Source organism: Haloarcula rubra, assembly GCF_019599465.1.
GTDB classification, from domain to species: Archaea; Halobacteriota; Halobacteria; order Halobacteriales; family Haloarculaceae; genus Haloarcula; species Haloarcula rubra.
In genome coordinates this window covers 202,183-227,430 of the sequence record NZ_RKLR01000006.1, presented here as the reverse complement: position 1 = coordinate 227,430, position 25,248 = coordinate 202,183, and the positions used below count along the sequence as shown (strand labels likewise).

Annotated in this window: 19 protein-coding genes; 9 read left to right on the top strand and 10 right to left on the bottom strand. The window is 62.4% G+C overall.

The features are described 5' to 3' along the window. Positions 1-4: 4 nt before the first annotated feature. Together EGH21_RS15570 and EGH21_RS15565 are read right to left on the bottom strand one after the other, a co-directional pair. On the bottom strand, positions 5-2,557 hold the full coding sequence (locus EGH21_RS15570; protein WP_220619400.1) for a GcvT family protein: 2,553 nt from the start codon (positions 2,555-2,557) through the stop codon (positions 5-7). A 212-nt stretch (positions 2,558-2,769) separates the two neighbouring features. Next, a complete protein-coding gene (locus tag EGH21_RS15565) occupies positions 2,770-5,343 on the bottom strand; it encodes a GcvT family protein (RefSeq protein ID WP_220619399.1) in 2,574 nt (857 codons plus the stop codon). 286 nt (positions 5,344-5,629) lie between these two features. On the opposite strand from EGH21_RS15565, the gene EGH21_RS15560 reads away from it, so the two are divergent. Beyond that, positions 5,630-6,049, top strand: coding sequence for a GlcG/HbpS family heme-binding protein (locus EGH21_RS15560; protein WP_220619398.1), 420 nt, complete (start codon positions 5,630-5,632; stop codon positions 6,047-6,049). A gap of 5 nt (positions 6,050-6,054) precedes the next feature. On the opposite strand, the gene EGH21_RS15555 is transcribed toward EGH21_RS15560, so the two are convergent. After that, positions 6,055-6,789 carry a creatininase family protein gene (locus tag EGH21_RS15555; protein WP_220619397.1) on the bottom strand — a complete coding sequence of 245 codons (735 nt, stop codon included), beginning with the start codon at positions 6,787-6,789 and terminating at the stop codon, positions 6,055-6,057. Positions 6,790-6,865: 76 nt separating this feature from the next. Here EGH21_RS15555 and EGH21_RS15550 point away from each other — a divergent pair, with 76 nt between their 5' ends. The 5 genes from EGH21_RS15550 (at position 6,866) to EGH21_RS15530 (ending at position 12,245) form a co-directional block, all read left to right on the top strand. Then, positions 6,866-7,822 (top strand): succinylglutamate desuccinylase/aspartoacylase family protein, encoded by a 957-nt coding sequence (locus EGH21_RS15550; protein ID WP_220619396.1) that lies wholly within the window; start codon positions 6,866-6,868, stop codon positions 7,820-7,822. A gap of 129 nt (positions 7,823-7,951) precedes the next feature. Then, entirely contained in the window at positions 7,952-9,025 is a 1,074-nt protein-coding gene (locus EGH21_RS15545; RefSeq protein ID WP_220619395.1) for a DUF8073 domain-containing protein, read from the top strand. Between the two features lie 101 nt (positions 9,026-9,126). Next, complete coding sequence (locus tag EGH21_RS15540) at positions 9,127-9,966, top strand: methylenetetrahydrofolate reductase (RefSeq protein WP_236035576.1); 840 nt, start codon at positions 9,127-9,129, stop codon at positions 9,964-9,966. Positions 9,967-10,097: 131 nt separating this feature from the next. Next, positions 10,098-11,345: a serine hydroxymethyltransferase gene (glyA, locus tag EGH21_RS15535; protein ID WP_220619393.1), complete on the top strand. Its 1,248-nt coding sequence runs from the start codon at positions 10,098-10,100 to the stop codon at positions 11,343-11,345. Positions 11,346-11,426: 81 nt separating this feature from the next. Further along, a complete protein-coding gene (locus EGH21_RS15530) occupies positions 11,427-12,245 on the top strand; it encodes a universal stress protein (RefSeq protein WP_220619392.1) in 819 nt (272 codons plus the stop codon). 90 nt (positions 12,246-12,335) lie between these two features. On the opposite strand, the gene EGH21_RS15525 is transcribed toward EGH21_RS15530, so the two are convergent. Together EGH21_RS15525 and EGH21_RS15520 are read right to left on the bottom strand one after the other, a co-directional pair. After that, the gene (locus EGH21_RS15525) at positions 12,336-13,721 is read right to left on the bottom strand and encodes an aminomethyltransferase family protein (protein ID WP_220619391.1); all 1,386 of its coding nucleotides are present in this window, start codon (positions 13,719-13,721) and stop codon (positions 12,336-12,338) included. 108 nt (positions 13,722-13,829) lie between these two features. Further along, positions 13,830-14,330, bottom strand: a complete 501-nt coding sequence (locus EGH21_RS15520) for a dihydrofolate reductase (RefSeq protein WP_220619390.1) — start codon at positions 14,328-14,330, stop codon at positions 13,830-13,832. A gap of 471 nt (positions 14,331-14,801) precedes the next feature. On the opposite strand from EGH21_RS15520, the gene EGH21_RS24100 reads away from it, so the two are divergent. Next, the gene (locus EGH21_RS24100; RefSeq protein ID WP_236035575.1) at positions 14,802-15,200 is read left to right on the top strand and encodes a hypothetical protein; all 399 of its coding nucleotides are present in this window, start codon (positions 14,802-14,804) and stop codon (positions 15,198-15,200) included. 41 nt (positions 15,201-15,241) lie between these two features. On the opposite strand, the gene EGH21_RS15510 is transcribed toward EGH21_RS24100, so the two are convergent. The 3 genes from EGH21_RS15510 to ddfA form a co-directional block, all read right to left on the bottom strand. Further along, on the bottom strand, positions 15,242-15,901 hold the full coding sequence (locus EGH21_RS15510; protein ID WP_220619389.1) for a helix-turn-helix domain-containing protein: 660 nt from the start codon (positions 15,899-15,901) through the stop codon (positions 15,242-15,244). A gap of 293 nt (positions 15,902-16,194) precedes the next feature. After that, on the bottom strand, positions 16,195-16,356 hold the full coding sequence (locus tag EGH21_RS15505) for a hypothetical protein (protein WP_220619388.1): 162 nt from the start codon (positions 16,354-16,356) through the stop codon (positions 16,195-16,197). A gap of 226 nt (positions 16,357-16,582) precedes the next feature. After that, positions 16,583-16,873, bottom strand: coding sequence for a DdfA family disk-determining factor (gene ddfA / locus EGH21_RS15500; protein WP_220619387.1), 291 nt, complete (start codon positions 16,871-16,873; stop codon positions 16,583-16,585). Positions 16,874-17,210: 337 nt separating this feature from the next. Between ddfA and EGH21_RS15495 the strand changes: the two genes are divergently transcribed. Continuing rightward, positions 17,211-19,154: an archaea-specific SMC-related protein gene (locus EGH21_RS15495; protein ID WP_220619386.1), complete on the top strand. Its 1,944-nt coding sequence runs from the start codon at positions 17,211-17,213 to the stop codon at positions 19,152-19,154. On the opposite strand, the gene rdfA is transcribed toward EGH21_RS15495, so the two are convergent. Further along, a complete protein-coding gene (gene rdfA, locus EGH21_RS15490; RefSeq protein WP_220619385.1) occupies positions 19,151-19,765 on the bottom strand; it encodes a rod-determining factor RdfA in 615 nt (204 codons plus the stop codon). The two genes, EGH21_RS15495 and rdfA, sit on opposite strands and share 4 nt — an antisense overlap. Before the next feature lie 78 nt (positions 19,766-19,843). Further along, positions 19,844-21,787, bottom strand: a complete 1,944-nt coding sequence (gene acs / locus EGH21_RS15485) for an acetate--CoA ligase (RefSeq protein WP_220619384.1) — start codon at positions 21,785-21,787, stop codon at positions 19,844-19,846. 214 nt (positions 21,788-22,001) lie between these two features. Here acs and EGH21_RS15480 point away from each other — a divergent pair, with 214 nt between their 5' ends. Further along, positions 22,002-25,208 (top strand): PAS domain S-box protein, encoded by a 3,207-nt coding sequence (locus tag EGH21_RS15480; protein WP_220619383.1) that lies wholly within the window; start codon positions 22,002-22,004, stop codon positions 25,206-25,208. The last annotated feature ends 40 nt before the right edge of the window (positions 25,209-25,248 follow it).

Here is a 25,248-nt window from a genome sequence, read left to right as displayed (position 1 = left end):
CGGCTCATCGGAGTATCTTCTCCCGGCCGGGGTCGAACAGCGGTTCGTCCCGAACCGTCGCGTCGTAGGTCTCGCCCTCGCACTGAATCTGGACCGACGTGCCTGCCTCGGCGTACTCGCTCGGTACGTACGTGTAGGCGATGGACTCGCCGATACTGTAGCCGTAGTCGCCGGCCTGCACGTAACCGATGGCTTCGCCGTCCTTCAGGACGGGACGCCCCGAGAGCATGATGTCCGACGAGTCGTCGACGGTGAGCGGCGTGATGCGGTTGTCGATGCCGTCGGCTTTCGCCGATTCGAGTGCCTCCTTGCCGATGAAGTCGGTGTCCATGTCGACGGCGAAGGGGAGACCGGCCTCGAACGGGTTCGAGTCCGTGTCGATGTCGGTGCCCCAGAGTCTGAAGCCTTTCTCCAGTCGCATCGAACTGAGAGCGCCGCCGCCCATCGGGCGGACGTCGAGGTCCTGGCCGGCCTCCCAGAGCGTCTCCCAGAGGCGCTGGCCGTACTCCGTCGGCGTCCACAGTTCCCAGCCGAGTTCACCCACGTACGAGACGCGCATGGCGATGACCGGCACCTCGCCGACGTACATCTGCTTCGCGCGGAAGTACGGGAACCCGTCGTTCGTCACGTCGGCGTCGGTACACCGCTGGAGCAGGAGCCGCGACTTCGGCCCCCAGAGCCCGATGGTGGACTTCGCGCCCTCCTCGATGTGGACCGAGACGGTCTCTGGCGCGTGCTCTTCTAACCATCCGCCGTGGATGCCCGGCGAGTTGCCACCGCCGGTGGTGACCATGTACTCCTCGTCGTCGAGTCGGACGACGGTGATGTCCGCGAGGATGCCGCCGCCTTCGTTCAGCAGCAGCGAGTAGCGGACCTGCCCGACGTCGATATCCATGTCGTTGCTACACACTCGCTGGAGGAATGCCTCGCTCCCCTCACCCTCGACCATGATGGAACTGAACGAGGTCATGTCGAACATCGACACGTTCTCGCGGGTGTGGAGGTGTTCGGCGGCCTCGATTTGCGAGCGGTTGATGCCCTGCCAGCCGTCCTGTTCGGGAATCTGGTCTTCGTACTTGTCGACGAGGTCCTCATTCGACTCGTAGTACTGCGGCGACTCCCAGCCACCGCTCTGGTAGAATTCGGCGCCCAGTTCCTTCTCCTGATGGTAGAACGGGCTGGTGCGCAGACGGCGGTGGTCGTCGGGTTGCCAGCGCGGTTCGACGATGCTGTACACCTGCTCGTACCGCTTCGCGCCGCGATCCACGAAGTAGTCCTTCTCGCCCGCGTGGGGTTCGAACCGTCGGACGTGGATGCCGCCAGTGTCGACTGGCCCGGACGGGAGCCGCGGCGTGCCGTTCTCCATCCACTCGGCGAGGATGCGGCCGTAGCCGCCGGAGTGGGTCCACCAGATAGCCAGTGCCGTCCAGAGACCGTCGACTTGCGCCGTCTCGCCGACGGCGGGCATCCCGTCGGGCGTGAACACGAAGATGCCGTTCTCGGTCATCTCGTAGTCCACGTCCTGGGTGTCCGGGAGCAGTTCGTCGAAGGCCTGCTTCGCGGACTTGTCACGGCCGCGGTGGGTCGGCTTCGTCCAGTGTTCCTCGGTGAACCCGCGGACCGACGCCTGCCGCTCCTCGGAGTTCTTGCCCATCTCCTCGGGGTCCACGGACAGGGTCTCGTGGTTGTACGACCCCATCCCCAGCGAGTCGCCGTGAGTCCGGAAGTACAGCGAGTGGTCCTGGTCGCGGCCGACCGGTCGGTGCGGCCCCTCGCTCATGTACTCCGCGATGGAGCGTTCGCCGGGTACGTCCAGTCCCGTCGTGTTGTCCCCGACGGAGGAGTCGGCGTCGGCCAGTTCTTCCATCGGTTCGGTGACGACGTACTGGTGTTCGACGGGCGCGATGGGCAGGTCCAGTCCCGCCAACTGCCCGGTCTGGTAGCCCCAGTTGTTCGTGGCGATGACACAGCGGCCACACTCGATGCGACCCTGGTCGGTCTCGACGGCCTGTATCTCGCCGCCGGAGACGTCGAGGTCGGTGACCTCGGTGTTGCCGTAGAAGTCCGCAGAGGACTCGCCGATGTACCACTGGAGCGCCGCGATGCCGTCGACGCGGCCGTCTGTCGGGGAGTAGTACCCGCCCAGAATCTCGTCCTCGTCGACCATCGGGAGGTGGTCTGTAACCTCCTCCGGGGAGAGGAGCTGTGGCTCGGGCAGTCCGTAGGACGTCGCCCACTCCTTGCGGCGTCGGAGGAAGTCCATTCGGTCCTCGCTCCGAGCGAGTTCGATTCCGCCTACCTCGTCGTACACGCCAGCGTCCGAGAGTAACCGACTCGTGTAGTGAGCTGCCTTCGTCTGAATCTTCGACGGCGACGTCTGGAACATGATGCCGGGTGCGTGGACGGACGACCCGCCCGTTACCGGCAGCGGTCCTTGGTCGATGACCGTTACGTCCTCGGCACCGAGTTCTGTCAGGTGGTACGCGACACTACACCCGACGGCACCGGCACCGATGATGACGGTATCCGCCCGTGATGGGGGAGCCTCTGTGCTCATGTATCTCGTATCGAGGTCCTTCTGTCACTCTCTTAAATACACCGGCGGGCTCGACACGGCTCTATAGGAATACCTCTGGAGACCGTCTGAATACGTCGATATCGGGATATTCAGTTACTCCGCAACGACGGCGGACACAGGCCCGAGACGGCGTGTGTCTCTCGAACCACAGCGTGACAAGAACGCGATACGATTTGATGGGCTCGTACGACCTAGGAGACGAGCGGTTCCTCGCGGACCGTCGCCTCGTAGCGCTCGCCCTCGTAGAGAATCTCTACGTCGGTGCCGGGTTCGGCGTACTCCGGCGGGAGGTAGGTGTACGCGACGCAGGCCCCCTCCGTGTACCCGTACTCCGCGCTGTGGAGGTATCCTAACACTTCGTCACCGTCGAGCACGGGCCGGTCGTCCAGCACCACGGCCTCCGGGTCGTCCAACGTCAGGCACGCAACCTCGTGGTCGATGTTGTCCCCGTTCGCGGCCGCGGCGACGGCCTCCTTGCCGATGAAGTCGGTATCTAGGTCGACGGCCCACCCGAGACCAGCCTCGTACGGGTTGTGTTCGGTGTGGAGGTCCTCGCCCCACAGGCGGAAGCCTTTCTCGATGCGTAGGGCGTCGAGCGCGCCGTTCCCGTAGGGCCGGATGTCGTATTCTTCGCCGGCTTCCAGAATGTGTTCCCAGAGGCGTTCGCCGTACTCGGAGGGCGTGTACAGCTCCCAGCCGAGTTCGCCGGCGTAGGACACGCGGAGCGCAGTCACTGGGACGTTCTTCACGAAGAACTGCTGGCTGGTGAAGAACGGGAAGGCGTCGTCCGAGAGGTCGACGTCGGTGACCTTCGACAACACCTTCCGAGCGTCCGGTCCGGTACAGACCATCGCTGCGAGGTTCGAGGTGACGTCGTTGACGAGGACGTCTTCGGGCGACTGCTCGCGGACCCACGCGACGTGGTTGTTCCCGACTTCGCGGCCCGTGGTCAGGAGCAGGTAGCGGTCCTCGTCCGTGCGCGTGACCGTGATGTCGGCCCGGACACCGCCGGCCTCGTTGCACATGAGGGTGTACTTCACGTCGCCCACGTCGAGGTCCATGTCGTTCGTACAGAGGTACTGGACGAACTCGCCGGCGTCCTCGCCGACGACCTCCATCTTGTTGAAGGCGGTCATGTCGTGCAGACCGACCTTGTTCCGGACGTGTAGCGCTTCGGCGCCCTCGATGGGTGAGTAGTACTTCCCTTCCCAGCCTTCACGCTCGGGAATCTGGTCGCCGTACTCGGCTAACAGGTCCGCGTTGGCGTCGAACCACTGCGGGGCCTCCCATCCGGCCTCGGCCCACATCTCCGCGTCCCACTCCTCGTGGGAGTGGTACATCGGCGTCCGGCGGATGTCTCGCTGGTGGTCCGTCCACACCCACTTCGGGTGCATGATGTTGTAGACGATGCGGTACTCCTCGCCGCCGATGTCGCGGGCGAAGTCCCAACTGCCCTCGTGTTCGTCGAAGCGGTTGACGTCGCAGTGCGCGAGGTCGATGGGGCCTTCGGGGAGTCGCGGGACGCCGTTCTCCATCCATTCGGCCAGTGCCTTCCCGGCCCCACCGGCGTGGGTGACCCAGATGGCTGCCGCCGTCCAGAGACCGTCGTACTCCTGTACCGGCCCCATGACGGGGAGGCCGTTGGGCGACTCGGCGAACATCCCGTTGTACTTGTGTTCGAGTTTCTTGTCCTTCGTTGCCGGGATGAGTTCGTCGCTGGCCTGTCGCGGCGCCTTGTCCGGACGGTCCGGGTGGGTCGCCGTGTTCATGTGGTAGTCGGTGAACTCGTGGACAGAGCCCTGTTCACCGTCCGGGTCGTTCCCGCCCAGCTCCTGCGGGTCCGGAACGATTGGCTCGTGGTTGTACGAGCCGATACCGTAGGCGTCACCGTGGTTCCGGTAGTACATCGCGTTGTCTTGGTCCCGGAGGATTGGCCGGTCGGGGCCGACGAGCAGGCGCTTGGCCTTCTCGCCAGAGACGTTCTCGTAGTTCTCGAACAGCGGGTGGTCCGTGATGTCGACGGCGCTCTCCGAGAGTTCGTCGAGTGACTCCGTCATCGTGTACTGGTGTTCGACGGGCGTCACCGGGAGGTGGACGTCGAGTTTCTCGCCCAACTGTCGGGCCCAGATGTTCGTCGCGACGACGACTTCGTCACAGTCGATGGTGCCGTGTTCGGTGACGACACCCTCGATGGAGTCGCCCTCCGTCACGACGTCCTCAGTACGGGTGTGCGGGACGAACTTCGCGCCGTTGTCCATCGCTTCCCGAGCGAGTGCGTCACAGGCCACGACGCCCGACACCTGCCCGTCCGTCGGCGAGTAGTACCCGCCCAGTATCTGGTCGGAGTCGACGAGCGGTAGATGGTCGGTAACCTCCTCCGGAGAGAGGAGTTGTGGGTCGTCGATACCCCACGCTTTGGCGTGTTCGACCCTGCGCTGGAGGAAGTCCATCCGCTCCTCGCTCCGGGCGACTTCGATGCCGCCGACTTCGTTGTAGGCCTGTTGTCCGTCGGCGCCTTCGAGTTCGGAGTACAGCCGACGGCTGTAATCTGCGAACTGACTGAGTACCTTCGGCTCGGCCGTCTGGAACATGATGCCGGGCGCGTGGGTCGAGGACCCGCCTGTCGTCGGCATCGGCCCTTGGTCGACGACGACCACGTCGTCGCGTCCTAGTTCCGTGAGTTGATACGCCAGATTACAACCGACGATGCCGGCACCGACGATGACGGTACCAGCTTCGGTCGGCAGGCTGTCTGTCGTCTCCATGAATCCTGACTCGAAGGTGATTCTGGCGGTCAAATATAGTTATCCCCTGTCCCCCCGGTGGTTTTCAACCAATCACTTCGCTGTCTGGTAGAGGTTTCTCGCTTCACAGTGATAGTGATGTGAAACACACGTAACGGTGACTCGAGGCCGGTGACAGTGGTAGCCGACATCCACGAGTATACGGTCTCTAACAGCCCTCTACGTCACGAACTGCGCTCCATGCCTGAAATTCCAGTACGCAAGTGGTGACAACGTTTTTCCGCCTCTCGGGTGCGGTCTCACTTGCATGGTCGACTCCATCTCGCTGGAGACAGCGACAGAACTGATAGCTGCCGCCGAATCGAAAGCCGAGGAAATCGACAATCCGATGGTCATCACCGTGGCCAACAGCGAGGGAAACCTCGTCGCACAGCACCGCATGGACGGTGCCTGGCTGGCATCGGTGAGCATCTCCCGAAACAAGGCCTACACCTCGGCCGCTCTGGAGACTCCCACGCACGAACTCGCAGAGCCGTCGGAACCGGGTAACTCCCTCTACGGCCTCCAGACGACCGACGAGGGGCGAATCGTCATCTTCGGCGGCGGGTACCCGCTCGAACGCGACGGCGACATCGTCGGCACTATCGGCGTCTCTGGGGGCGCCGTCTCACAGGACCGAACAGTAGCAGAAGCGGGCGTCGAGCGCTGGAACGAACTCACGGAGTAACGCGTTCAGTCCTCTCTGGGACCTGGCTGACGCTCTTCGACGGCGTCTAACAGATCCGTGAGTGCGTCCGCGGCCGAAGTCAGCAGGTTCTCACCCAGTTCGGCGCTCCCATTGCGGGGGTCGCCGACCACTCCGTTCTCGGTAAACTCGTCGGAGTCGAAGGCGAGGTTGACACGGCCCTGCCAGTCACCCCAGCGGTCGCTCCCGTTCTCTGCGGCCGAATCGAGGCGGTCCTCGTGGACCGTCTCCGGGTTCGCGTGCTGGAGGAGGGCCGTTTCGAGGGGGCCGCCGTGGCCCATGTCGGAACTGTGGTCTCCCACCTCGTCGAACCAAGTGAACGACACCGCGTACGCGTCGTCGTGTCTCGAAATCCGACTCGCCACTTCCCGCAGTGCGGCGATGTTACCACCGTGGCCGTTGACGAGGACAACTCGGTCCCAGCCGTGGTGGGCCAGACTTCCCACGACGTCGCGGACGTAGTCCCGGAACGTCGACTCCGACACCCAGAGTGTTCCGGTAAACGCTCGGTGCTCCTCGGCGACGCTGACTGGAATCGCAGGTGCGACCACTACCTCACCGTCGTACTCTCCGGCGGCCCGTTCGGCCACCGCCTCCGCGTTGAGCGTGTCCGTTCCGAGTGGCGCGTGCGGCCCGTGTTGCTCCGTGCTTCCGACCGGAAGCAGGGCGAGGTTCGTCTCGACGTCGTCGAGGTCCGTCCACGTCTCGGCTTCGATGTGCATACTCGCACCGTCTGTGCGAACTCGAATAAAGCCCGTACTCCCGGTGCTTTTTACACTCGCGCCGCAGTGGCGAGGTATGGAATACGAGTCTGTCACTCACGCGAAGAGCGACCGTCGTCTCGGTCGCCTCCCGTCGGGCAGCGAAGTGTCGGTGACCCTCCACAGGTACGACGGTGGTCCCGGCCCGACCGTCTACGTACAGGGGGCCCAGCACGGCATCGAACTCAACGGCCCGGCGGCACTGCGGCGTCTCCACGACCGACTGGTCGATACAGCAATCGCGGGCAGCATCGTCGTCGTCCCGGTGGTGAACCCGCTGGCGTTCGACCACCGCTCGTACATGACACCGGCGGAGTACGACGTGATGAACCCGAACCTGAACCGCGTCTGGCCGGGCGACGAGGACGGGAGTCTCCAGGAACGACTGGCCGCACGGTTGTGGGACCTCGTGACCGATGCAGACGCCGCCATCGATCTCCACACGGGGACGGCTGACATGCTCGAACACGTCCGATATCAGGACGGGGAGACCGATGCCGAGTCGCTGGCGGAGTCGTTCGGGACGGAGTACCTCGTCGTCGACAGCGACGAGACGCCGGCGGACGACGAGTTCAGTGGGACGTTTCGGACGGCGGCCGCACGCGCAGGCATCCCAGCGATAACCGTCGAACTCGCGAACAGTAGGACAGTCACCCACTCGGCCATCGACACCGGCGTCGCTGGCGTAGAAAACGTGCTCCGCGAATTGGACGTACTGCCGGACGACCCGACCCGACCACCCGACCAGACGCGACTCCGTAACGACGGAGCCACCATCACGGCCGCCGAGTCGGGCCTATTCGAACTCCGACCAGACCTCTCTGTCGGCGACCACGTGAGCGCCGGCGAGACACTGGGGACCGTCTACTCGCCGTCGACGTTCGAGCGACTCCAGACGCCCACCGCCGAGGACGGCGGCGTCGCCTACTCTCTCGCCCGAGAGGCCGTGGTCGTGGCCGGTGAGCGAATCGCCGGTCTCGCGACACCCCTGTGATTCTGTTCGGGCCCACACGCTGAACGGGCCACGGGTAAGATATCCAGCGCTGTATTCCGGGTATTTAAATAGGTTGGTTATTACTCACACATCGTTATGCTCCATAACGTGTCATAGATAAGCAATAACATGGGTCTACAAACCTCGTTCGGTGTCCTCTCCGAAATCGTCGACCAGTACGAGTCGCGTGGCCGGACCGTCAGAGACGTCGAAGCGACTGCGACCGACAGCGACGATGGGTCGCTAAACGTCTCGATGGAGGTCCCAGTATCACTGTGTGCAGCGAGCGGTGACGACGTGCACTCTGACCTGACCCCGAAGACGGCGACCTTGACCGACGGCGGTGGGTTACAGGTCGAGTTCTCATCTTCCGCTCTCGCTTCGCTCCCGCCGACGACTGCGGCTTCTATCTCGGCGAGCGAAGAGGCAGTCCGCGTCGAAGACGGTGGTATCGTTCTGGGCGTCGAACTCACTATCGACCCAGCCGAGGAAACGACGGCCGACGCAGTCGCCGTGGAAGACGGCGTCCACGACTCAGGGAAAGTGGACCAATCGACGCCGGAACAGACAGCTCTCGACGGGGGCCGCGCCGACCCGTCCGCGCCGCGCTCCGACAGCGACGATGCACAGACTGAAGACGAACGAGACGAACTCGCGGCCGTCCGTGACGACGACGTGCCACCCTACGAGGACACGGCGTACCTCGAGCGTCTCTACGAGACCTGTGAGAACTTCACGGAGATGAGCGAGCGAATCGAAATGGACGTCTCCTCGGAGACGGTTCGGCGGTACATGATAGAGGCTGACGTCCACGACCCGACTTCCTACGACACCTCGACCGGCGTCGACACGACGGACGCGGACGCCAACCCAGTGAATCCGGCGACGGACGCGGACCAGGCCGTGACGGCGGCCCCGGAGGACCCGATGGAGACGATTCCAGACGAGCAACTCGTCACCGACGGACTCGGTCTCCCAGAGAACGTCCATCTGGAGGACATCGCCGACGCGGTCGTCGATTCGGTAACCGTCTACGAAGTGCAGCGACACCTCGACCTCGGACGCCAGCAAACGCAGGAACTACTGGAGGAACTGAACTTGCTGGACCTCGTCATGCGGCAGTTGTCGGACAACCCGGAACAGACTGTCTCGTACGAGCGAGTCGCCAGTCGTATCCGGGAATGTACCCCCCGTGCGGCTTGAGTTCCTCCGGACACAACTTAAACGGGTTCGGTGAAGCACCCACAAACAAAAGTATCCCCGATACCTCTCATCGGTAAGTAATGTCCTTGCGAAGTCCTACCATGACGCCGGAGGACGGGGTCGAGAACCTCCTCACGAACGCTCGCTTCGAGTTGATGCCGTTCGACAGTTTCGACGAGGAGATAACGCATCTCCCCGACGGCGCGACTATTGCCATCACGACCTCTCCGCAACTCGGCATCGAGGCGACGCTCGAGCGGACCGAGGACGCCGTCGAGCAGGGATTCGAAGTCGTCCCGCACATCGCCGCGCGCTACGTCCGTGACCGGGAACACCTCGAGGAGATAGCCCAGCGTCTCACAGAGGCAGGCATCACTGACATCTTCGTCCCGGGCGGCGACCGAGAGGAACCGGAGGGCGAGTTCGAGTCGGCGTACGACCTCCTCTCGACACTCGACGGCATGGAGTACTCGTTCGAGGAGGTCGGCATCACCGGCTACCCGGAGGGCCACGACTTCATCGACGACGAGACGCTGGCCGAAGCCATGGAGAAGAAGGCACCGTACGCGACGTACATCGTCACGCAACTCTGCTACGACCCCGATACCGTGCTGGAATGGATCGAGAAGATTCGCGCCCGGGGCGTCGACCTCCCCGTCGAAATCGGCATCCCCGGTGTCATGAAGTATCAGCGATTGCTCCAGATATCGCAGAAGGTCGGCGTCGGTGACTCCATCAAGTTCCTCAAGAAGACGACTGGTGTCCTCGGCTTCATCAAGCAACTCGTCGGGTCACGGGGGACGTACAAGCCCGACGACCTCATCGACGGTCTGGCCCCATACGTCGACGACGACGAGTACAACATCAAGGGCGTACACATATACACGTTCAACCAGACTCCCGATACGGAGTCGTGGCGGTACGAACGCCTCGAAAAGTAAGTCGGCCGACACGCCGCATTTTGATTCCCCGCTCACGAATCGCTGCCGACGGCCGTCGACACGTCGCATAAAGATACAGACACGTTCTGTCGAGAGCCAGTTTATTGCCGCTCTGGCTCCTGCTCTTTGCCATGACGTACGAAACTGTCAGAGCGACAGACCCAGCCGTAGCCGAGGCTCTCGAAGGCGAGCGTGCCCGCCAGAACGACACGCTGGCGATGATCGCGAGCGAGAACCACGTCTCCGAGGCCGTCATGGAGGCCCAGAGCTCCGAGTTGACAAACAACTACGCCGAGGGATATCCCGGCGAACGATACTACGGTGGCTGTGAGTACGCCGACGACGTCGAACAGTTGGCCATCGACCGCGCGACGGAACTGTGGGGTGCCGACCACGTCAACGTCCAACCACACTCCGGGTCGCAGGCGAACATGGGTGTCTACCTCGCCGCGCTCGAACCGGGCGACAAGATACTCTCGCTGGACCTGACCCACGGCGGCCACCTCTCGCACGGTCACCCGGCGAACTTCGCCGGGCAGGTCTACGAGGTCGAACAGTACGAAGTCGATGCCGAGACCGGCTACGTCGACTACGAGGGACTTCGCGAGACGGCCGAGTCGTTCGACCCGGACATCATCGTCTCGGGGTACTCGGCGTACCCGCGCGAAGTCGACTTCGAGCGGATTCAGGCGACGGCAGACGCCGTAGACGCCTACCACCTCGCGGACATCGCGCATATCACCGGCCTCGTGGCCGCTGGCGTCCACGAGTCGCCCGTGGGTATCGCCGACTTCGTCACCGGCAGCACGCACAAGACCATCCGCGCAGGTCGCGGTGGTATCATCATGTGCGACGAGGAGTACGCCAGTGACATCGACAGTGCGGTGTTCCCAGGTGCACAGGGCGGCCCGGCCATGCACAACGTCGCTGGCAAGGCCGTCGGGTTCGGCGAGGCCCTCGAACCCGAGTTCGAACGTTACGCGGAACAGACCGTCGCCAACGCGAAGGCGTTGGGCGACCGACTCCAGGAACACGGACTGGACCTCGTCTCCGGCGGCACGGACAACCACCTCGTGCTGGTCGACCTGCGGCCGTCGCATCCCGACACCACGGGTAAGGAGGTAGAGGAAAGCCTCGAGGAGGCCGGTATCGTCCTCAACGCCAACACCGTCCCCGGCGAAACGCGCTCCGCGTTCAACCCGTCGGGCATCCGCGCCGGCACGCCCTGTCTCACGACGCGTGGTTTCGGTGAGGAAGCGTGTCGCGAAGTCGCTGATCTCATCTACGACGTCGTCGACGCGCCCCACGACGACGACGTCGTCGCCGAGGTCAGCCAGCGCGTCGACGAACTCACCGACGAATACACCCTCTACGACTGAGCGACCGGAGCGGGGACCTCGGTCCCAGCCACTATTTGTAGGCTAGTCTATATTTGTGGCGAGGTGCCAGTTCCAGGTGGGATGTACAGGACGCTCATTCCGGTCGACGAGAACGAGAACCGCGCGCTCCACCAGGCGAAGTACGTGGCGAGACTGTCCGACGCCGAACCGGACATCGAGGCGACAGTGCTCCACGTCGTCCCACCTGACGACCTCGAACGGGCCGACAGCGTCTCGTTCGGCACGGTGGATGCTGCCGTCGCGGCCGCCGAGCATCTGGAGACGGCGGGCATAACCGTGGACCGACGCGTAGAGGAAGGTGACGTGGCTGCAGCGATTATCGACGCTGCGGATGCGCTGGACAGCCACGAACTCGTCATGGGCGGACGGAAGCGGTCGGGGGTGGCGAAAGTCCTACTCGGAAGCACCGTCCACGACGTGTTCGTCTCGGCGGAGCGGCCGGTCACGATTACCGGCACCGGAATGGTGTTCGGCGAGGGCGAGCGCCACGTACTGGTGCCGGTCGATCAGGGTCGCGAACGGGCACTCAATCAGGCGGAGTTCGTTGCCGGGCTACCCGGGGCCGCAGAGAACGTTCGAGCGACTGTTCTCTACGTGTTCCGGCATCAGGACTACGCGGGTGCCCCGCCCCACGAGTTCGAGGAAATCGGGGCAGCCGTCGCAGCAGCAGAGTACCTCGAGGAGCGAGACATCCCCGTCGAACGGACCGCAGTGGGCGGGGAGATTGCCCGAAAGATACTCGATACCGCGAGCGACGTCGACGCGAGCAGTATCGTGATGGGCGGCCGAAAGCGGACCGGCGTGCAGAAGGTCATCATGGGAAGCATCTCACAGGACGTCCTGCTGTCCTCGGAGCGACCAGTCACGATTACAGGGTAGGTTCTAAGACGGGACAGCCGCCTCTACACTGGGTCAAGGCAAAAAAAGAGCGGAGCGGGTGGTGTGGTATGAGCGACAGGGTGGCGCCGATTAGTCGTCGCTGGACTCTGCTTCGGCTTCCTTGCGCGCGTTGAGTTTCGCCTGTTCGCGAGCGCTCGGGTTGACGGACTCCTTGAACGGCACCTTCGCGACGGTAGCGAACACCGGTTCACCTTCCTCTTCGGCGTACTCGTCGGGCAGGTGGACCTGGAACTCGAGGTCCAGTTCTTCGTCGTAGATTTCGTCGTTGAGCGGCGTGTCGGTGACTTCCTGCAGTTTGTCGGCCGGCACGAAGCCCATGGCGATGTTCGTCTCGAGGTCCGGGTTCCACCACGGCGAGGTGACGTACCCGCATTCTTCGCCCGTGTCGGGGTCGGAGATGAGCCAGAAGTCCGGGGCGTAGTCCCGAATCGGCTCGCCGGCCAGCTTCAGGCCGATGAGTTTGTGCTCGAACGGGTACTCGCCGTTCTCGATGAGTTCCTTCTGGCGCTCGAGTTCTTCTTTACCGATGTAGTCGGCGTCCTTGTCGTCGGGGACCTGATAGCCGAGGTTGACCTGGAACGGGGACGTCTCGTGGTCGAGGTCCTGACCCCACGACATGATACCGGCGGCGATCCGACGGTGGTGGCCCGGCGCGATCTGACGACCGCCGTGGTCTTTGACGCTCGCCATAACAGGGTCCCAGACACGCTCGGCGTTTTCGTGGGCGTCTCGGACGTAAATCTCGAAGCCAGCCTCACCGGAGAAACCGGTCTGGCTGATGAGGACTTCGGCTCCGTTGATCTCGGCGTCCATCAGGCCGTAGTACGGGATGTCCTTGACCTCGTCACCGACGACGTCGACCATGACGTCCTCGGATTTGGGCCCCTGAATCTGCATCGGGGCCACGTCGATCTCGTCGATTTCGACGTCGAATTCGTTGTCGACGTTGACTCCCTGGAGCCACTGCATCAGGGTCGAGTCCGAAATAGAGAACCAGAACTCGTCTTCTTCGGGACGCAGCAGAACGGGGTCGTTCAGGACGCCACCGTCCTCGTTACAGAGGATGACGTACTTCCCGTCCATCGCGTCCATGCTCGTCACGTCGCGGGTGACGACGTAGTTCGTCAGCTCCTCGGCGTCGGGGCCCTTCACGCGAATCTGGCGCTCGACGGCGACGTCCCAGAGCGTGACATCGTTGGTCAGCGCATCGTACTCCTTCATCACGCCGCCATCTTCCTCTTCGATGAGACCGCGGGGGTGATAGAGTCGGTTGTAGACGGTAGCACGCCACGCACCCTCCTCGTTGAAGGACTTGTGGAAGAACGGTGACTTGCGGACACGAGTCGAGACGAGCATCTCGATGCCGGGGTCGCCGGTCTGCCGCAAGTTCCGTGGTACTGTCCGATCCGACTGGTCGACACTAGGGTGATTGGGATGACTTTCGTTCCCGGACATGCTTGTGGACAAAGACTGGTGTCTCTCATAAAAGATGACGCTGATTACCCCTACTTTTTATATACCGGTAGCAATCTGGCACTTCTCGACGGTGATTCTCACCTATATTCACTCGTCAGGCGGTTCGCCTGAGCGCGCGTACCAGACGATATCGAACGCTTCGTGTCGCTCGCGGTCTGTCTCGTGCCAGTGGTCCCACTCGACTGCCGGAAAGGCCGTGTCACCGTCGACCGCCTCGTGTATCTCGGTCAGAATCAGTTCGTCCGCGCGCGGGAGGAACTGCTCGTAAACGGCGCCACCGCCGACGACGTACGTCGTCGACACGTCGTCGGTTTCGGCCGCTCGAAGCGCCGCTGCCGTCGAATCCACGGGCACGACGCCGTCCGGGAGACTCTCCGGCCGGTGCGTCAGGACGATGTTCCGACGGTCCGGTAGCGGCGTGCCCAGCTCTCGATAGATGGTGTCGAAGGTCCGTCGTCCCATTATGACCGGATGCCCGACGGTGGTTTCCTTGAAGTGTTGCAGGTCTGTCGGGTAGTGCCACGGAATCCCTCCTTCAGACCCGATGACCCCGTTGGCCGCGACGGCGGCGACGAGTGCGATTCGCATCTCGTCCCACAGAGAGGACGTCTGGATACAAAACCTGACTCATCGGGACGCGGCCGGAACACGTTTCGGCGTCGGCCCTAGTGGTGGCCTCTGTCGCTGAGGCTGTCAGCGTGGACCAACTCAGACAGAGCTATAAATAAAATAGTATAGTAATAAATCTAATATATGTGCACACTCTGAAGACGTACAGTGTCGTTTCTCGGACTGACGAGAACTCTCGTATCGGTCTGATTACTATGTTAGGCGCGGTGGTCCAGACTGTGCGAGTATCGATTAGTGGACACAAGACGGTCTAATGTACCTTTCTCCCTAGATAGTTTCCGGTTATGTCCGGTGCTCTCTATTTCTGTGGGATATCTTATAGTATTCGTCTACGGTTCTATTAAGTGAAGAATGGCTCTTCACATAGAAATAGTATATTGATAGTTCGCCAACTTATAAGATAAATATATAATGTCGATCTGCGGCCGGATGGTGACAGGTGACACAACGACCCGTTCGAATGACACGCTGGGGAGCGGCGTCGCAGTTCCTGGTGGTCGTCACCACGTCTCGGGCGACACACGATACCCACCGTCCCGCGCGACTTATTGGATTGTAGCCGTTAAGGCCCACATGAATGCGATTCGGACCAAACCGGGTCCAGCCGCCGCCTACGCGTTTCGGCTCGGCATCGTCGCCGGTGCCATCGTCGGACTCGCAGCGGTCGCGTTACTGTACAGTTTCGGTACGATCACGCCCGTCGTCGCCGGGTACACACTCCTCGTCCTGTTCCCAGTCTATCTAGTGTTGGTAGCCACTGCTCTCAGCAAGTGGCTCGGATACGACAAAGACGTGACGTCGCTCAGGCCCGTTTATCGGTCCAAATAGTCAGAGTAGCGTCTACGGATACAGTGACGGGGTCGGCGGCGTCACTCCTCGGTGTCGTCGTCGACGAGCGTCGCCCCGACGAGGTTCCGCATCCCACGGCGCAGTCGGCCGCTCATAGCCGTCGACGAGAGTCCAATCTCGTCGGCCACCTCGTTGAGTGAGATGTCGCGCGGTTCTCCGAAGTATCCCTCATCGTAAGCTATCGTCAGCGCGGTGCGTTGCTCCTCGGTCAGGCCGTAGGACTGTTCGCCACCCGTCTCGCTGTTGCCGTATATCTCGATGATGTCGAGGGCGATGTCGTTCTCGTTGGCGTACTCCCAGATAGTGTTCAGCGCCGCACGGTCGGGGAGCAGGAGGCGAACCAACCATCCGTGGCGCTTCGTCTCGGTGTGGACGAGGAAACCGTTGACGTCCGTGACGACGGTACTGATGAGCTTCGTCTCCGGCGAGTGTTCGATATAGTAGATTCCGGTTCGGTCGGTCCAGTCGACGAGTTCGTAGCTATCGACCGTCGGGTCCTCGTCAAGCGTCGCCTCTAACTCGTCTCTGTCGTCGTACTCGATGAGAAACGGGAACACGGTCGAACCCGGGTCGGTGTTTCCCTGTGTGATGACTCGTATATTGATCCCTTCGAGGGTCTGAAGCGTCGGGACGAGTGCGAGTCGTTCGTGTTCGATGTGTACTTTAGCTGTAATCGACATGTAACGTGCAGGACGTGTTGTGGCACCACCAGCGAGCGGACCGGACCTCGGTCGTCGTGTGGTGGTGCGTTCGGTCGTACCCTGTTCAGTGAACGTACACAACCGGCATACAATAGTGTTTAGATGTGACCGACAGCGTCGGCCTAGCCTCACGGCAGCTTCACCGCTCAGGATGATCTGAGAGTTATCCGGAATCGAAAACAGTGGTAGCTGCCTATCGTCGATACTGCCGCAGTCCGAAAACGTAGAACAGTCCGACAGTAGATCTCGTCGGCATGTCGGCGTCAGCGCGACTATTTGTTGTAACTGTCGGGGATGAGGACCACACCGTGGAAATCGAAGACGTCGGATACCACGTCCTCGATGCGGTCGAGGTGCGGGGGAAGCGTGACAGCCGGCATGTAGAACTTCTCTGTCGTGGTCGACTTCTCGTCTTGGGTTTGGATTTTGTTCATCTCGAATCTAATTACTGGTTCCCCACAGATAGGGGTTGAGGGGTATAATTCCGGGCATTTATGTCGAGAAAATTGGGAATGTTTAATTAGGTAGGTTACTGCACCGGTGACTAGAGTGTGCTGATGACGACTAAAAGATGCGCACAGGCCCAGAAGGAGGCTCAAACCTACTCAGACAGTGGCCAGGCCCCGTTCGTCTTCGTCTAGTCGGACGGAGTCGATCGACTCAGCTCTCTCTGAGGAATATCTGCCCGGTGCTCTGGACGACGACGGTGTATCCGTAGTACGAAAACGTAACACACCCCGGTGTAGTGGTGCTCTCCGTCCCCGCTTCGAACAGACTGTCCAGTGCGTCTGTGTTGATGCTCTCGTCCATCGGCGGCAACGATTCTCGCGACACGGCGGCGTACCTCGCGACCGCGTTTAGTATCGTCTCACTCACACTGCTGTTACCGTCCCACTGGTGACTGAGGTGGTGAGTCGTTCCGTCGGGGCCGTCTGTTTGTGCTACGCCCATGTGACTTGATGACGCACCTGAATATGATGGGCGTTAATGTGGAATATGCAACGTCTTTTTAAACACAAAACGTACATAGGTCAGCGTACACAATTGCAGATACTGAATCCGATACGCGAGCCACGACGCTGTCGATACTGGTCGTCGATAGTACGTTCACGACTGAGACGTGTGCCGCCTGCCGAAGTCGACAACTAGACGGGGGACGCACTCGAACAGAGAGCAAGCGATGGCGACACAATATGCCCGTCTGCCGGCGGAGGTCACGTCGGTCTGGGTCCTCGTAGTCGACGACTAGCGTCATGACCTGCCAATACACTCACTGAGGGAAGATACGATGGATACGACGAACAACAACGAGACAGGTTCGCGCGCGGCAGACGATTACTTCGAACTCAGGGTGGAGAACATCGGCGGCATCGAGGACGCAGAGTTGACGATTACCGAGGGCGTTACACTCCTCTCAGGTCGGAACGCATCGAACAAGTCGTCTCTCTTGCGGTCACTTGCAGGCGTATTGGGTGGCCCGTTGCCACCGCTTAAGAGCGATGCCGAAGTGGGCCGGGTCAGCATGACGCTGCACGGTACGGAGTTCCACGTCGAACTCGGTCGCGAAGGGAGTGACACCGTCGTCCGAAGCGCCGACCTATTCTCCAGCGCGGACGACCTGTGTGAGTTGTTCGTCGCGCTGACCGAGACGAACCCGATTCGGCAGGCGGTCCTCGCCGACGAGGACCTCTACGAGTATTTGATGCGTCCCGTGGACACCGACGCCATCGAGTCGGAGATACGCCGCTTGACCGACGAGAAACAGGCGCTCGACGACCGCCTAGCGGAACTCGACTCGATGGAGAACCGACTGCCGGGCCTTCGAACGCGAGAGAACAGTCTTCGGGAAGAACTCGCCGACGTCGAGGCGGAGCTTCAGGAGAAACGCGACGCTATCGAAACGCTCGAAGCCGAAGCCGACGGCGGAGACGGCGAAACGGAAGCCTTGCGCGAGAAACGCTCCGAGAGAAACGACCTCCGACAGCGAATCTCCAGTCAGGAGGCCGCTATCGAGGAACTCCGGTCGGAGTTGGAAACGGTCACGGAGCAGTTGGAGGCGACGGAGGGTGACGACCCCGAGACGGATGTCGCAGACCTCGACGCCGAACTCGAAACCCTTCACCAACAGAAACAACGGCTCACGTCGACAATCAACGCCCTGAGCCCCATCGTGGAGATGAACTCACAGGTGCTGGACGAGTCCGCCGACATCCCGAGTGCGATGAGGTCCGACGACATCGTTTCGGAACTGGACCCGGCCTCTCAGACCATCACCTGCTGGACGTGCGGTAGCACCGTCGAACGCGCCGAGATAGCCGACCAGGTCGAAGCCGTCAAGAGTATCGTTCAGGAGAAACGCGCCGAACGCGATGCCGTCACCGACCGCATCCAGCGCCTCTCCGAACAGAAACGTGAACTGGAACAGCGACGGGAGAGCCGCGAGGAGTTGCGCGCCCGGCGCGAGGACATCCAAGACGAAATCGAGCGCCGGGAGACGACGCTCGAATCCCTCGAATCCGACCGGCGAGCGCTCGAAACAGAAATCGAGGCCCTGCAACGGAACATCGACGACGCATCAGCGGACGACGAACAGCTAGCTACTTACTACGACGCGGTGAGCGACCTCGAGTACGAACGTGGGCAACTGGCCAGCGACTTGGAGCGCATCGAGTCGGAGATAGCCGAGGTCGAGGCAGCACTCGCCGAGCGAGCGGATATCGAGGCGGACCGAGACGCGGTGGCGACCGAGCTACAGGCCCAGCGTGACCGCATCGACGAACTCGAACGGGACCTCGTGAGCACGTTCAACGAGACGATGCAACACGTCCTCGACACGCTCGAGTACGACTCGATAGAACGTATCTGGCTGGAACGTCGCTCCTCCGGTGACCGGATAACGTCCGAAACCGAGTTCGAGATACACGTAGTCCGAGCGACCGAGGACGGCACAGCATACGACGACACAGTGGACAGCCTCAGCAAGAGCGAACGGGAAGTCATCGGCCTCATCGTCGCCTTGGCAGGCTATCTGGTCCACGACGTCGCCGAGGAAGTCCCGTTCATCGTCGTCGACGCCGTCGAGATGTTCGACGCAGAGCGCATCCACGGCCTCATGCAACACTTCGGCGAGTCCGCCGACTACGTCGTCACGGCCGTCTTGCCGGAAGAACGGGCACAACTCGACGGGCGTTACGACACCATCTCTACGCAGTCGTTCGTCGCGGACTCCTAGGTCTCCGCCGCGTCCTCGGTGCCCTGACAGGAGCAACCCCCACGTTCGAGTAGCCCGGTGAACGTGTACTCGTCGCCACACTCACCGCAGGCGACGCGGAGGCTCAGCGTCACCGAGGGTGACGGAATCGTCAGCGATCCCTGTTCGGTGAGACGGGCGATAGTCTGGTTGGTCACGGATTCGGTGCGCGAGACGAGTTTGAGGACCGTGTTCCGGGCGCTGTCGACAGAGAGCGTGCTGTCCCGGGCCGTGGTCACGTCGAGGCAATCGTTGAGGTGAGTCCGGACGGTCTGGTAGCTCACGAAGTCGCTCGTGAGCGTCTCGGGGTCCAATCCGTTGCGCTGGAGTCTGGACTTGGCGTCGATGCGTTTGCCCGGCCCGACGTCGTCGTCGGTGAGGAGGCGATAGAGGTTAGCCGCCTCACCGTCGAGGGTGTCCATCCCCGCCGCCCGCATCGCCGACCGGAGTATCGCCTCGTTACAGTAGCGTTCGAGCTCGCGGAGGCTGTCGCCGTCAGCCCAGCGCTCCCGCATCTCGTCGTCCAGTTCGGCGAGTCCCCGCTTCTCGGCGACCCGGTCGACCTTACACGTCGTGCCCGACTCCGCTGACATCGTATATCGGATAGGCCGTCGCGGTTGATTAACGATGTGTTCTGTCCGGGACTCGGTGCGCGACCGGTGTCGGGCGATTCAGTTCCCGACGTCGGCGTCCGCGTCGATGTCCTCGGTCGCCGCCTCGATTTCGTCGACGGCTGACTCGTCTTCCATCGTCGAGACGTCGCCGAGGTCTTCGTCCAACATGATGTCCCGGATGGTCCGCCGCATTATTTTCCCGGACCGCGTCTTCGGCAGTTGGTCGACGAACTCCAGTTCCCCGACGATAGCGATTGGCCCGACGTCCTCTCGGACGGCCGTACGTAGTTCGTCGGCCAGCGCTTCGTCGCCGTCGTAACTGTCTCGGAGGACGACGAACGCGGCAGCGACTTCGGTCTTCTCCGGATCGGGTTTACCGACGACAGCGGCCTCAACGACGGCCTCGTGAGCGACGAGTGCGTCCTCGATGTCGGTCGGACCGATACGGTGGCCCGCGATGGTGATGACCTCGTCCGCGCGGCCGCTGAACCAGAGGTAACCGTCCTCGTCCATCGAGACGGCGTCGCCGACCCAGTACAGATCCTCGATTTGCTGCCAGTATTCGAGTTCGTACCGGTCGTGGCCTTCCCAGAGGGTCGGCGTCATGCCGGGGAACGGTTTCTCGACGACGAGCGCGCCTTCCTCGCCGGGTTCGAGCGGTTCGCCGTCGAAGTCCACGACGTCTACCTCGATGCCGGGGAGCGCGATACCCGCAGAGCCGGGCTTGATAGGGAGCGTGTTGATGCCGTAGGGGTTGCCGATGATGGGGCCGCCTGTCTCGGTCTGCCACATGTGGTCGATGACCGGCACCTCGTCGTCCAGCACCTCCTGCTGAAGCCACTCCCACGCCGGCGGGTTGAGTGGTTCGCCGGCCGAGAAGATCGCCTCCAACGAGGAGAGGTCCGCGCGCTCGTGGAACTCGTCGTCGTAGCCGGCCAGCGCCCGAATCGCCGTGGGCGCGGTGAAAATTTTGTCGACACCGTGCCGTTCGACGAGGTCCCACCAGATACCGGCGTCGGGATAGGTCGGAGTACCCTCGTACACCACTGTCGTCGACCCGGTCAGCAGCGGCGCGTAGACGATGTAGGAGTGGCCGACGATCCAGCCGATGTCGGAGGTGGCGAACCACGTGTCCGTCTCGTCTAAGTCGAACATCCACTTCGCCATGGCGTAGACGTGGGTCTGGTAGCCGCCATGCTGGTGGACGGTCCCCTTCGGTTTGCCGGTCGTCCCCGAGGTGGGAAGGATGAACGCTGGGTCTGTCGCGTCCATCTCCACGTGTGAGGTATCTTCGTCCGCTCCCGCCGCGAGAGCGTCGTCCCAGTCCGTCTCGTAGTCGCGTAGGGTGGTCTCCTCGTCGCCTCGTGAGAGCACGATAGTGTCGTCGACGATGTCGTGGACCGACTCGTGGTCGTCGAAACAGCGGTCGACGATGGACTTCAGGTCGACAGTCCCACCCTCGCGAAAGCCCACGTCGGCCGTGAGCAGGAGTTTCGGCTCCGCGAGTTCGATACGGTCGGCGAGCGCTCCGGCGCCGAAGCCACCGAACACGACCGAATGAATCGCTCCGATGCGCGTACACGCCAGCATCGAGACGACTGCCTCGGGACTCATCGGCATGTAGATGGTGACGCGGTCACCCTTTTCGACGCCGTAGGCTCTGAGCATCCCCGCGACTTGCTCCACCTCGTGACGTAGTTCGCTGTACGTGTACACTTCGTTACCGCCCCGTTCCCCCGTCTCGAACACCATCGCCGCACGGTTTCCGCCACCGTTCTCGACGTGGTAGTCGACGGCGTTGTAGCTCATGTTGGTCCGCCCACCGGAGAACCACGCGAAGTCGGCGACGCCGTCCTCCTCGTAGACGGCGTCCCACGGTTCGAACCAGTGCAGGTCGTCGGCGACCCTGGCCCAGAGCGTCTCGGGACTCTCCTCTCCCTCTCGCAAGAGCGCGCGCAACTGTGGTGTAACGAGGTCGACGGTAGAGTTGTCTGTCGTCATGTGGCCTGTAAGTGTACGTTCAAAACATCATTATTTATAAATATTGTTTTGGGACGACGTTTCCGGCGCTCGCCGTGGCCAGACCCATGTGGACGGGAGAGGAATTTGACCCTCTAAAGAGCGAAGAGTTCACATATATAGCTGAGAGATGGGGCAACGATGCACCGCCCGCAGGCCACGCAGACTGCCCTCGACGACGAACTCCCCTCCGGCGATGAACCCTCCAGATAACCCGATTACCGTCCTCTACGTGACCGCCGACTCGGCGGTCGAAACGGCAGTCAGCGCATCTCTGGCGGAAGGCAGCGACGGAATGGAAATCACAGCGGCAGACGATGTGAGTGAAGCCCGTGAGACGCTCGAGGAGACGACCGTTGACTGCTTGGTCGTCGAGGATGCCCGTCCCGAAACCGATTCTCACCAGTTCTTGCGGGCGGTTCGAGAGGACCACCCCAACCTCCCGGTTCTCCTCTTCGGCAGCGCGAGAGACGAGTCGGACGTCGCCAATGCGTTGGCGGCCGGTGCCACCGACTACGTCCAGCGAAACGGTGAGGACGCCCAGTACGCCGTCCTCGAACACCGGATACGCGACGCTGTCGACCGACATCGGGCACGACGGTCGGCCGAGTCGAACGAGCAGCTGTTGACCCAACTGGCCGAACGGACCGACGACATTCTGTTCGCGTTCGACGGGGAGTGGCGTGAACTCCTGTTCGTCAACTCGGCGTACGAGGACATATGGGACAGATCGATCGCCCGTCTGAAGCGTGAACCGAAGTCGTTCCTCGAGTTCGTCCATCCCGAGGACCGGTCGAAAGCACGGGCGTCTATGGAGCGACTCTCGAACGGGACGGCCGACGAAGTCGAGTACAGAGTCCGGACGGAGGACGGCGAACAGCGCTGGGTCCGGGGCGAGAGCAAACCGATTCTCGACGACGACGGCGACGTGATACGGATCGTCGGCTTCGTCCGCGACATCACCGAGCACCGGGAACGGGAGCGTGACCTCCAGCAACAGCGTGACCGGTTCCGGGCCGTCTTCGAGGAAGCGTTCGACGCGATGGTGATACTGGACGACGACCGGCGGTTCCTCGACGCGAACGAAAGCGCGATCGAGTTGTTCGGCCTCTCTCGGGAGGCGCTACTCGGCCGTCCGGTGGACGAGTTCATCGACGACGGGTTCGACGAGGCGAGCGCGTGGCAGGGGTTTATCGACGACGGGTCCCGACGTGGAACCTTCCCGCTCGTCCGGTCCGACGGCGAGGAACGCATCGTGGAGTACGCCGCGACGAGCGACGTCGTGCCCGGCCAGCACCTCTCCGTGATTCGGGACATGACCGACCAGCGGGAGTACGAACAGCGACTCGAACGGCGGGAACAGCGCTACCGCAACTTGGTCGAGGACTCGCCGGCCCCAATCAATCTGTTCGACGCGGACGGCGACACCGTCTGGTGTAACGACGCGACAGTCGAGTTGCTCGGGGTGGACAGTCGCGACGAACTCGTCGGTCGCTCGGTGTTCGATTTCATCCACCCCGACGACCACGGCATCGCGGAGGCCGAGATAGAGGCGGTGATACACGACCGGGACGTCGTCGGCCCGACAGAGTTCCGACTCGTCCGCGACGACGGCGACGTCCGCCACGTTCGCGTGAAGACCACGTCCGGGTGGTGGCAGGGTGAGCGCGTCGGGCAGGCAGTGGTCATCGACGTCACCGAGCAGCACCGGTACGAGGAGCGTCTGACCACGCTACACGACCGGATGCGAGAGATGACGCGTGCCGAGGAGCGAGCGGCTATCGCGGACGTCGCGACAGAGACGTTGACCGAACTCCTCGACTTCGACGCGGCGGTGTTCTACGAGTTCGACGGCAGCCAGTCGCTCACGCCGCTCGTGCAGGCGGACGGGGAGGGGTATCTCGACGAGAGCGCCGCGTCTCGGACGGACGGCGGCGTCCTGTGGACGGCGTTCGTTGAGGACGAGGTACGCGACTGGGACAGGGAGCAGACCGAGAGAAACGACACGACACCGCCCTTCGAGTCCGGACTGGTCGTACCAATCGGCAATCACGGCGTCCTCGTCGGTGGACTGACCACTGACCAATCCGTTGCCAGTTCCGAGCGCGAAATCACTCGTCTCGTCGGAGAGGGACTCGAAGCCACGCTCGACCGGGCGGGCAAGGCGTCGACGATACAGACGCGGGACCGACAGCTCCAACAGCAGAACCGGGTGCTCGAACAGGTGAACCGGCTCAACGAGATAATCCGCGAAATCGTGCAGACGCTCGTTCGATCGTCCACACGGGCGGAGATTAGAGCGGACGTCTGCGAACAGTTCGCCACGGCGAACCAGTACACTTTCGCGTGGTGGGGGGAAAGAGACGCAGATAGCGACGCCGTGACTCCCGAGGAGTGGCAGGGGGTCGACTCGGAGTTCGTCGACGAACTCCGGTCGGGTGGGTCTTATCCACAGATTGCAAGACTCGTCGAGGCCGCGTACCACGAGAACGAGATTCAGGTCGCCGGGAACATTCTCGACGACGACGAGTGGAAGGGGCATCGGAGTGTCGCGCTCAGTTACGGATATCAGTCGATAGCGGCGGTCCCGGTGGGAGACAGCGACTACGTCGACGCCGTCCTCGTCATCCACGCGGACGCCCCCGACACGTTCGACGAGAGAGAGAGGACCGTCCTGGACGAGTTGGGCGACACGATTGGCTACGCCCTCCACAACGTCCCGGGGCCCGAAGGGATGCAAGCGACCCAGCGGACGGAGGTGGAGCTACAGATAACCACCGACCGCCTGTTCACTAACCGTCTGACGGCCGAACTCCGGGCCGAGATGGCTGTCGTCGGTATGATACGCGATGACAGTGACACGGACAGGCTGTTCTGTCGCCTGCGCGGAACCCCGGCCGACGTCGCAGAGAAACTCACGTCCTTCGAGACCGTTCGCTCGGTGCAACCGCTCTCAGTCAAGGACGGAGACGGACTATATCAGTTGCGTATCTCGACGCCGCCGCTGGTGGCGGCTCTCAGAGCGAGCGACGCCACCCTGCGGACGCTCACGGCGGAGGGCGGGACGACGACGCTGGTGACCGTGTTGTCCGAATCGGACGGCGTCCGGTCGTTTATCGAGGAGGTTCGATCGCTGTATCCCGAGACGACTCTGCTGGCCCGACGCGAGAACCCCACCCCCGTCGAACCTCGGGAGATGTTCCACGAGGAGATACTCGACGAACTGACGGACCGGCAACTGGATGCCCTCAAAACGGCGCACTTCGGCGGGTTCTACGAGTGGCCGCGAGAGACGACGAGCAGTAAACTCGCCGAAACACGCGACATCGCCGCCTCGACATACCAGTACCACCTCCGAGCGGCCGAACGAAAGATAATCTCGGCCATACTCGACGCACCCTGACAGCCCTGTCTCTAGCCACCTAGAGTGTCGGCGAGTCACA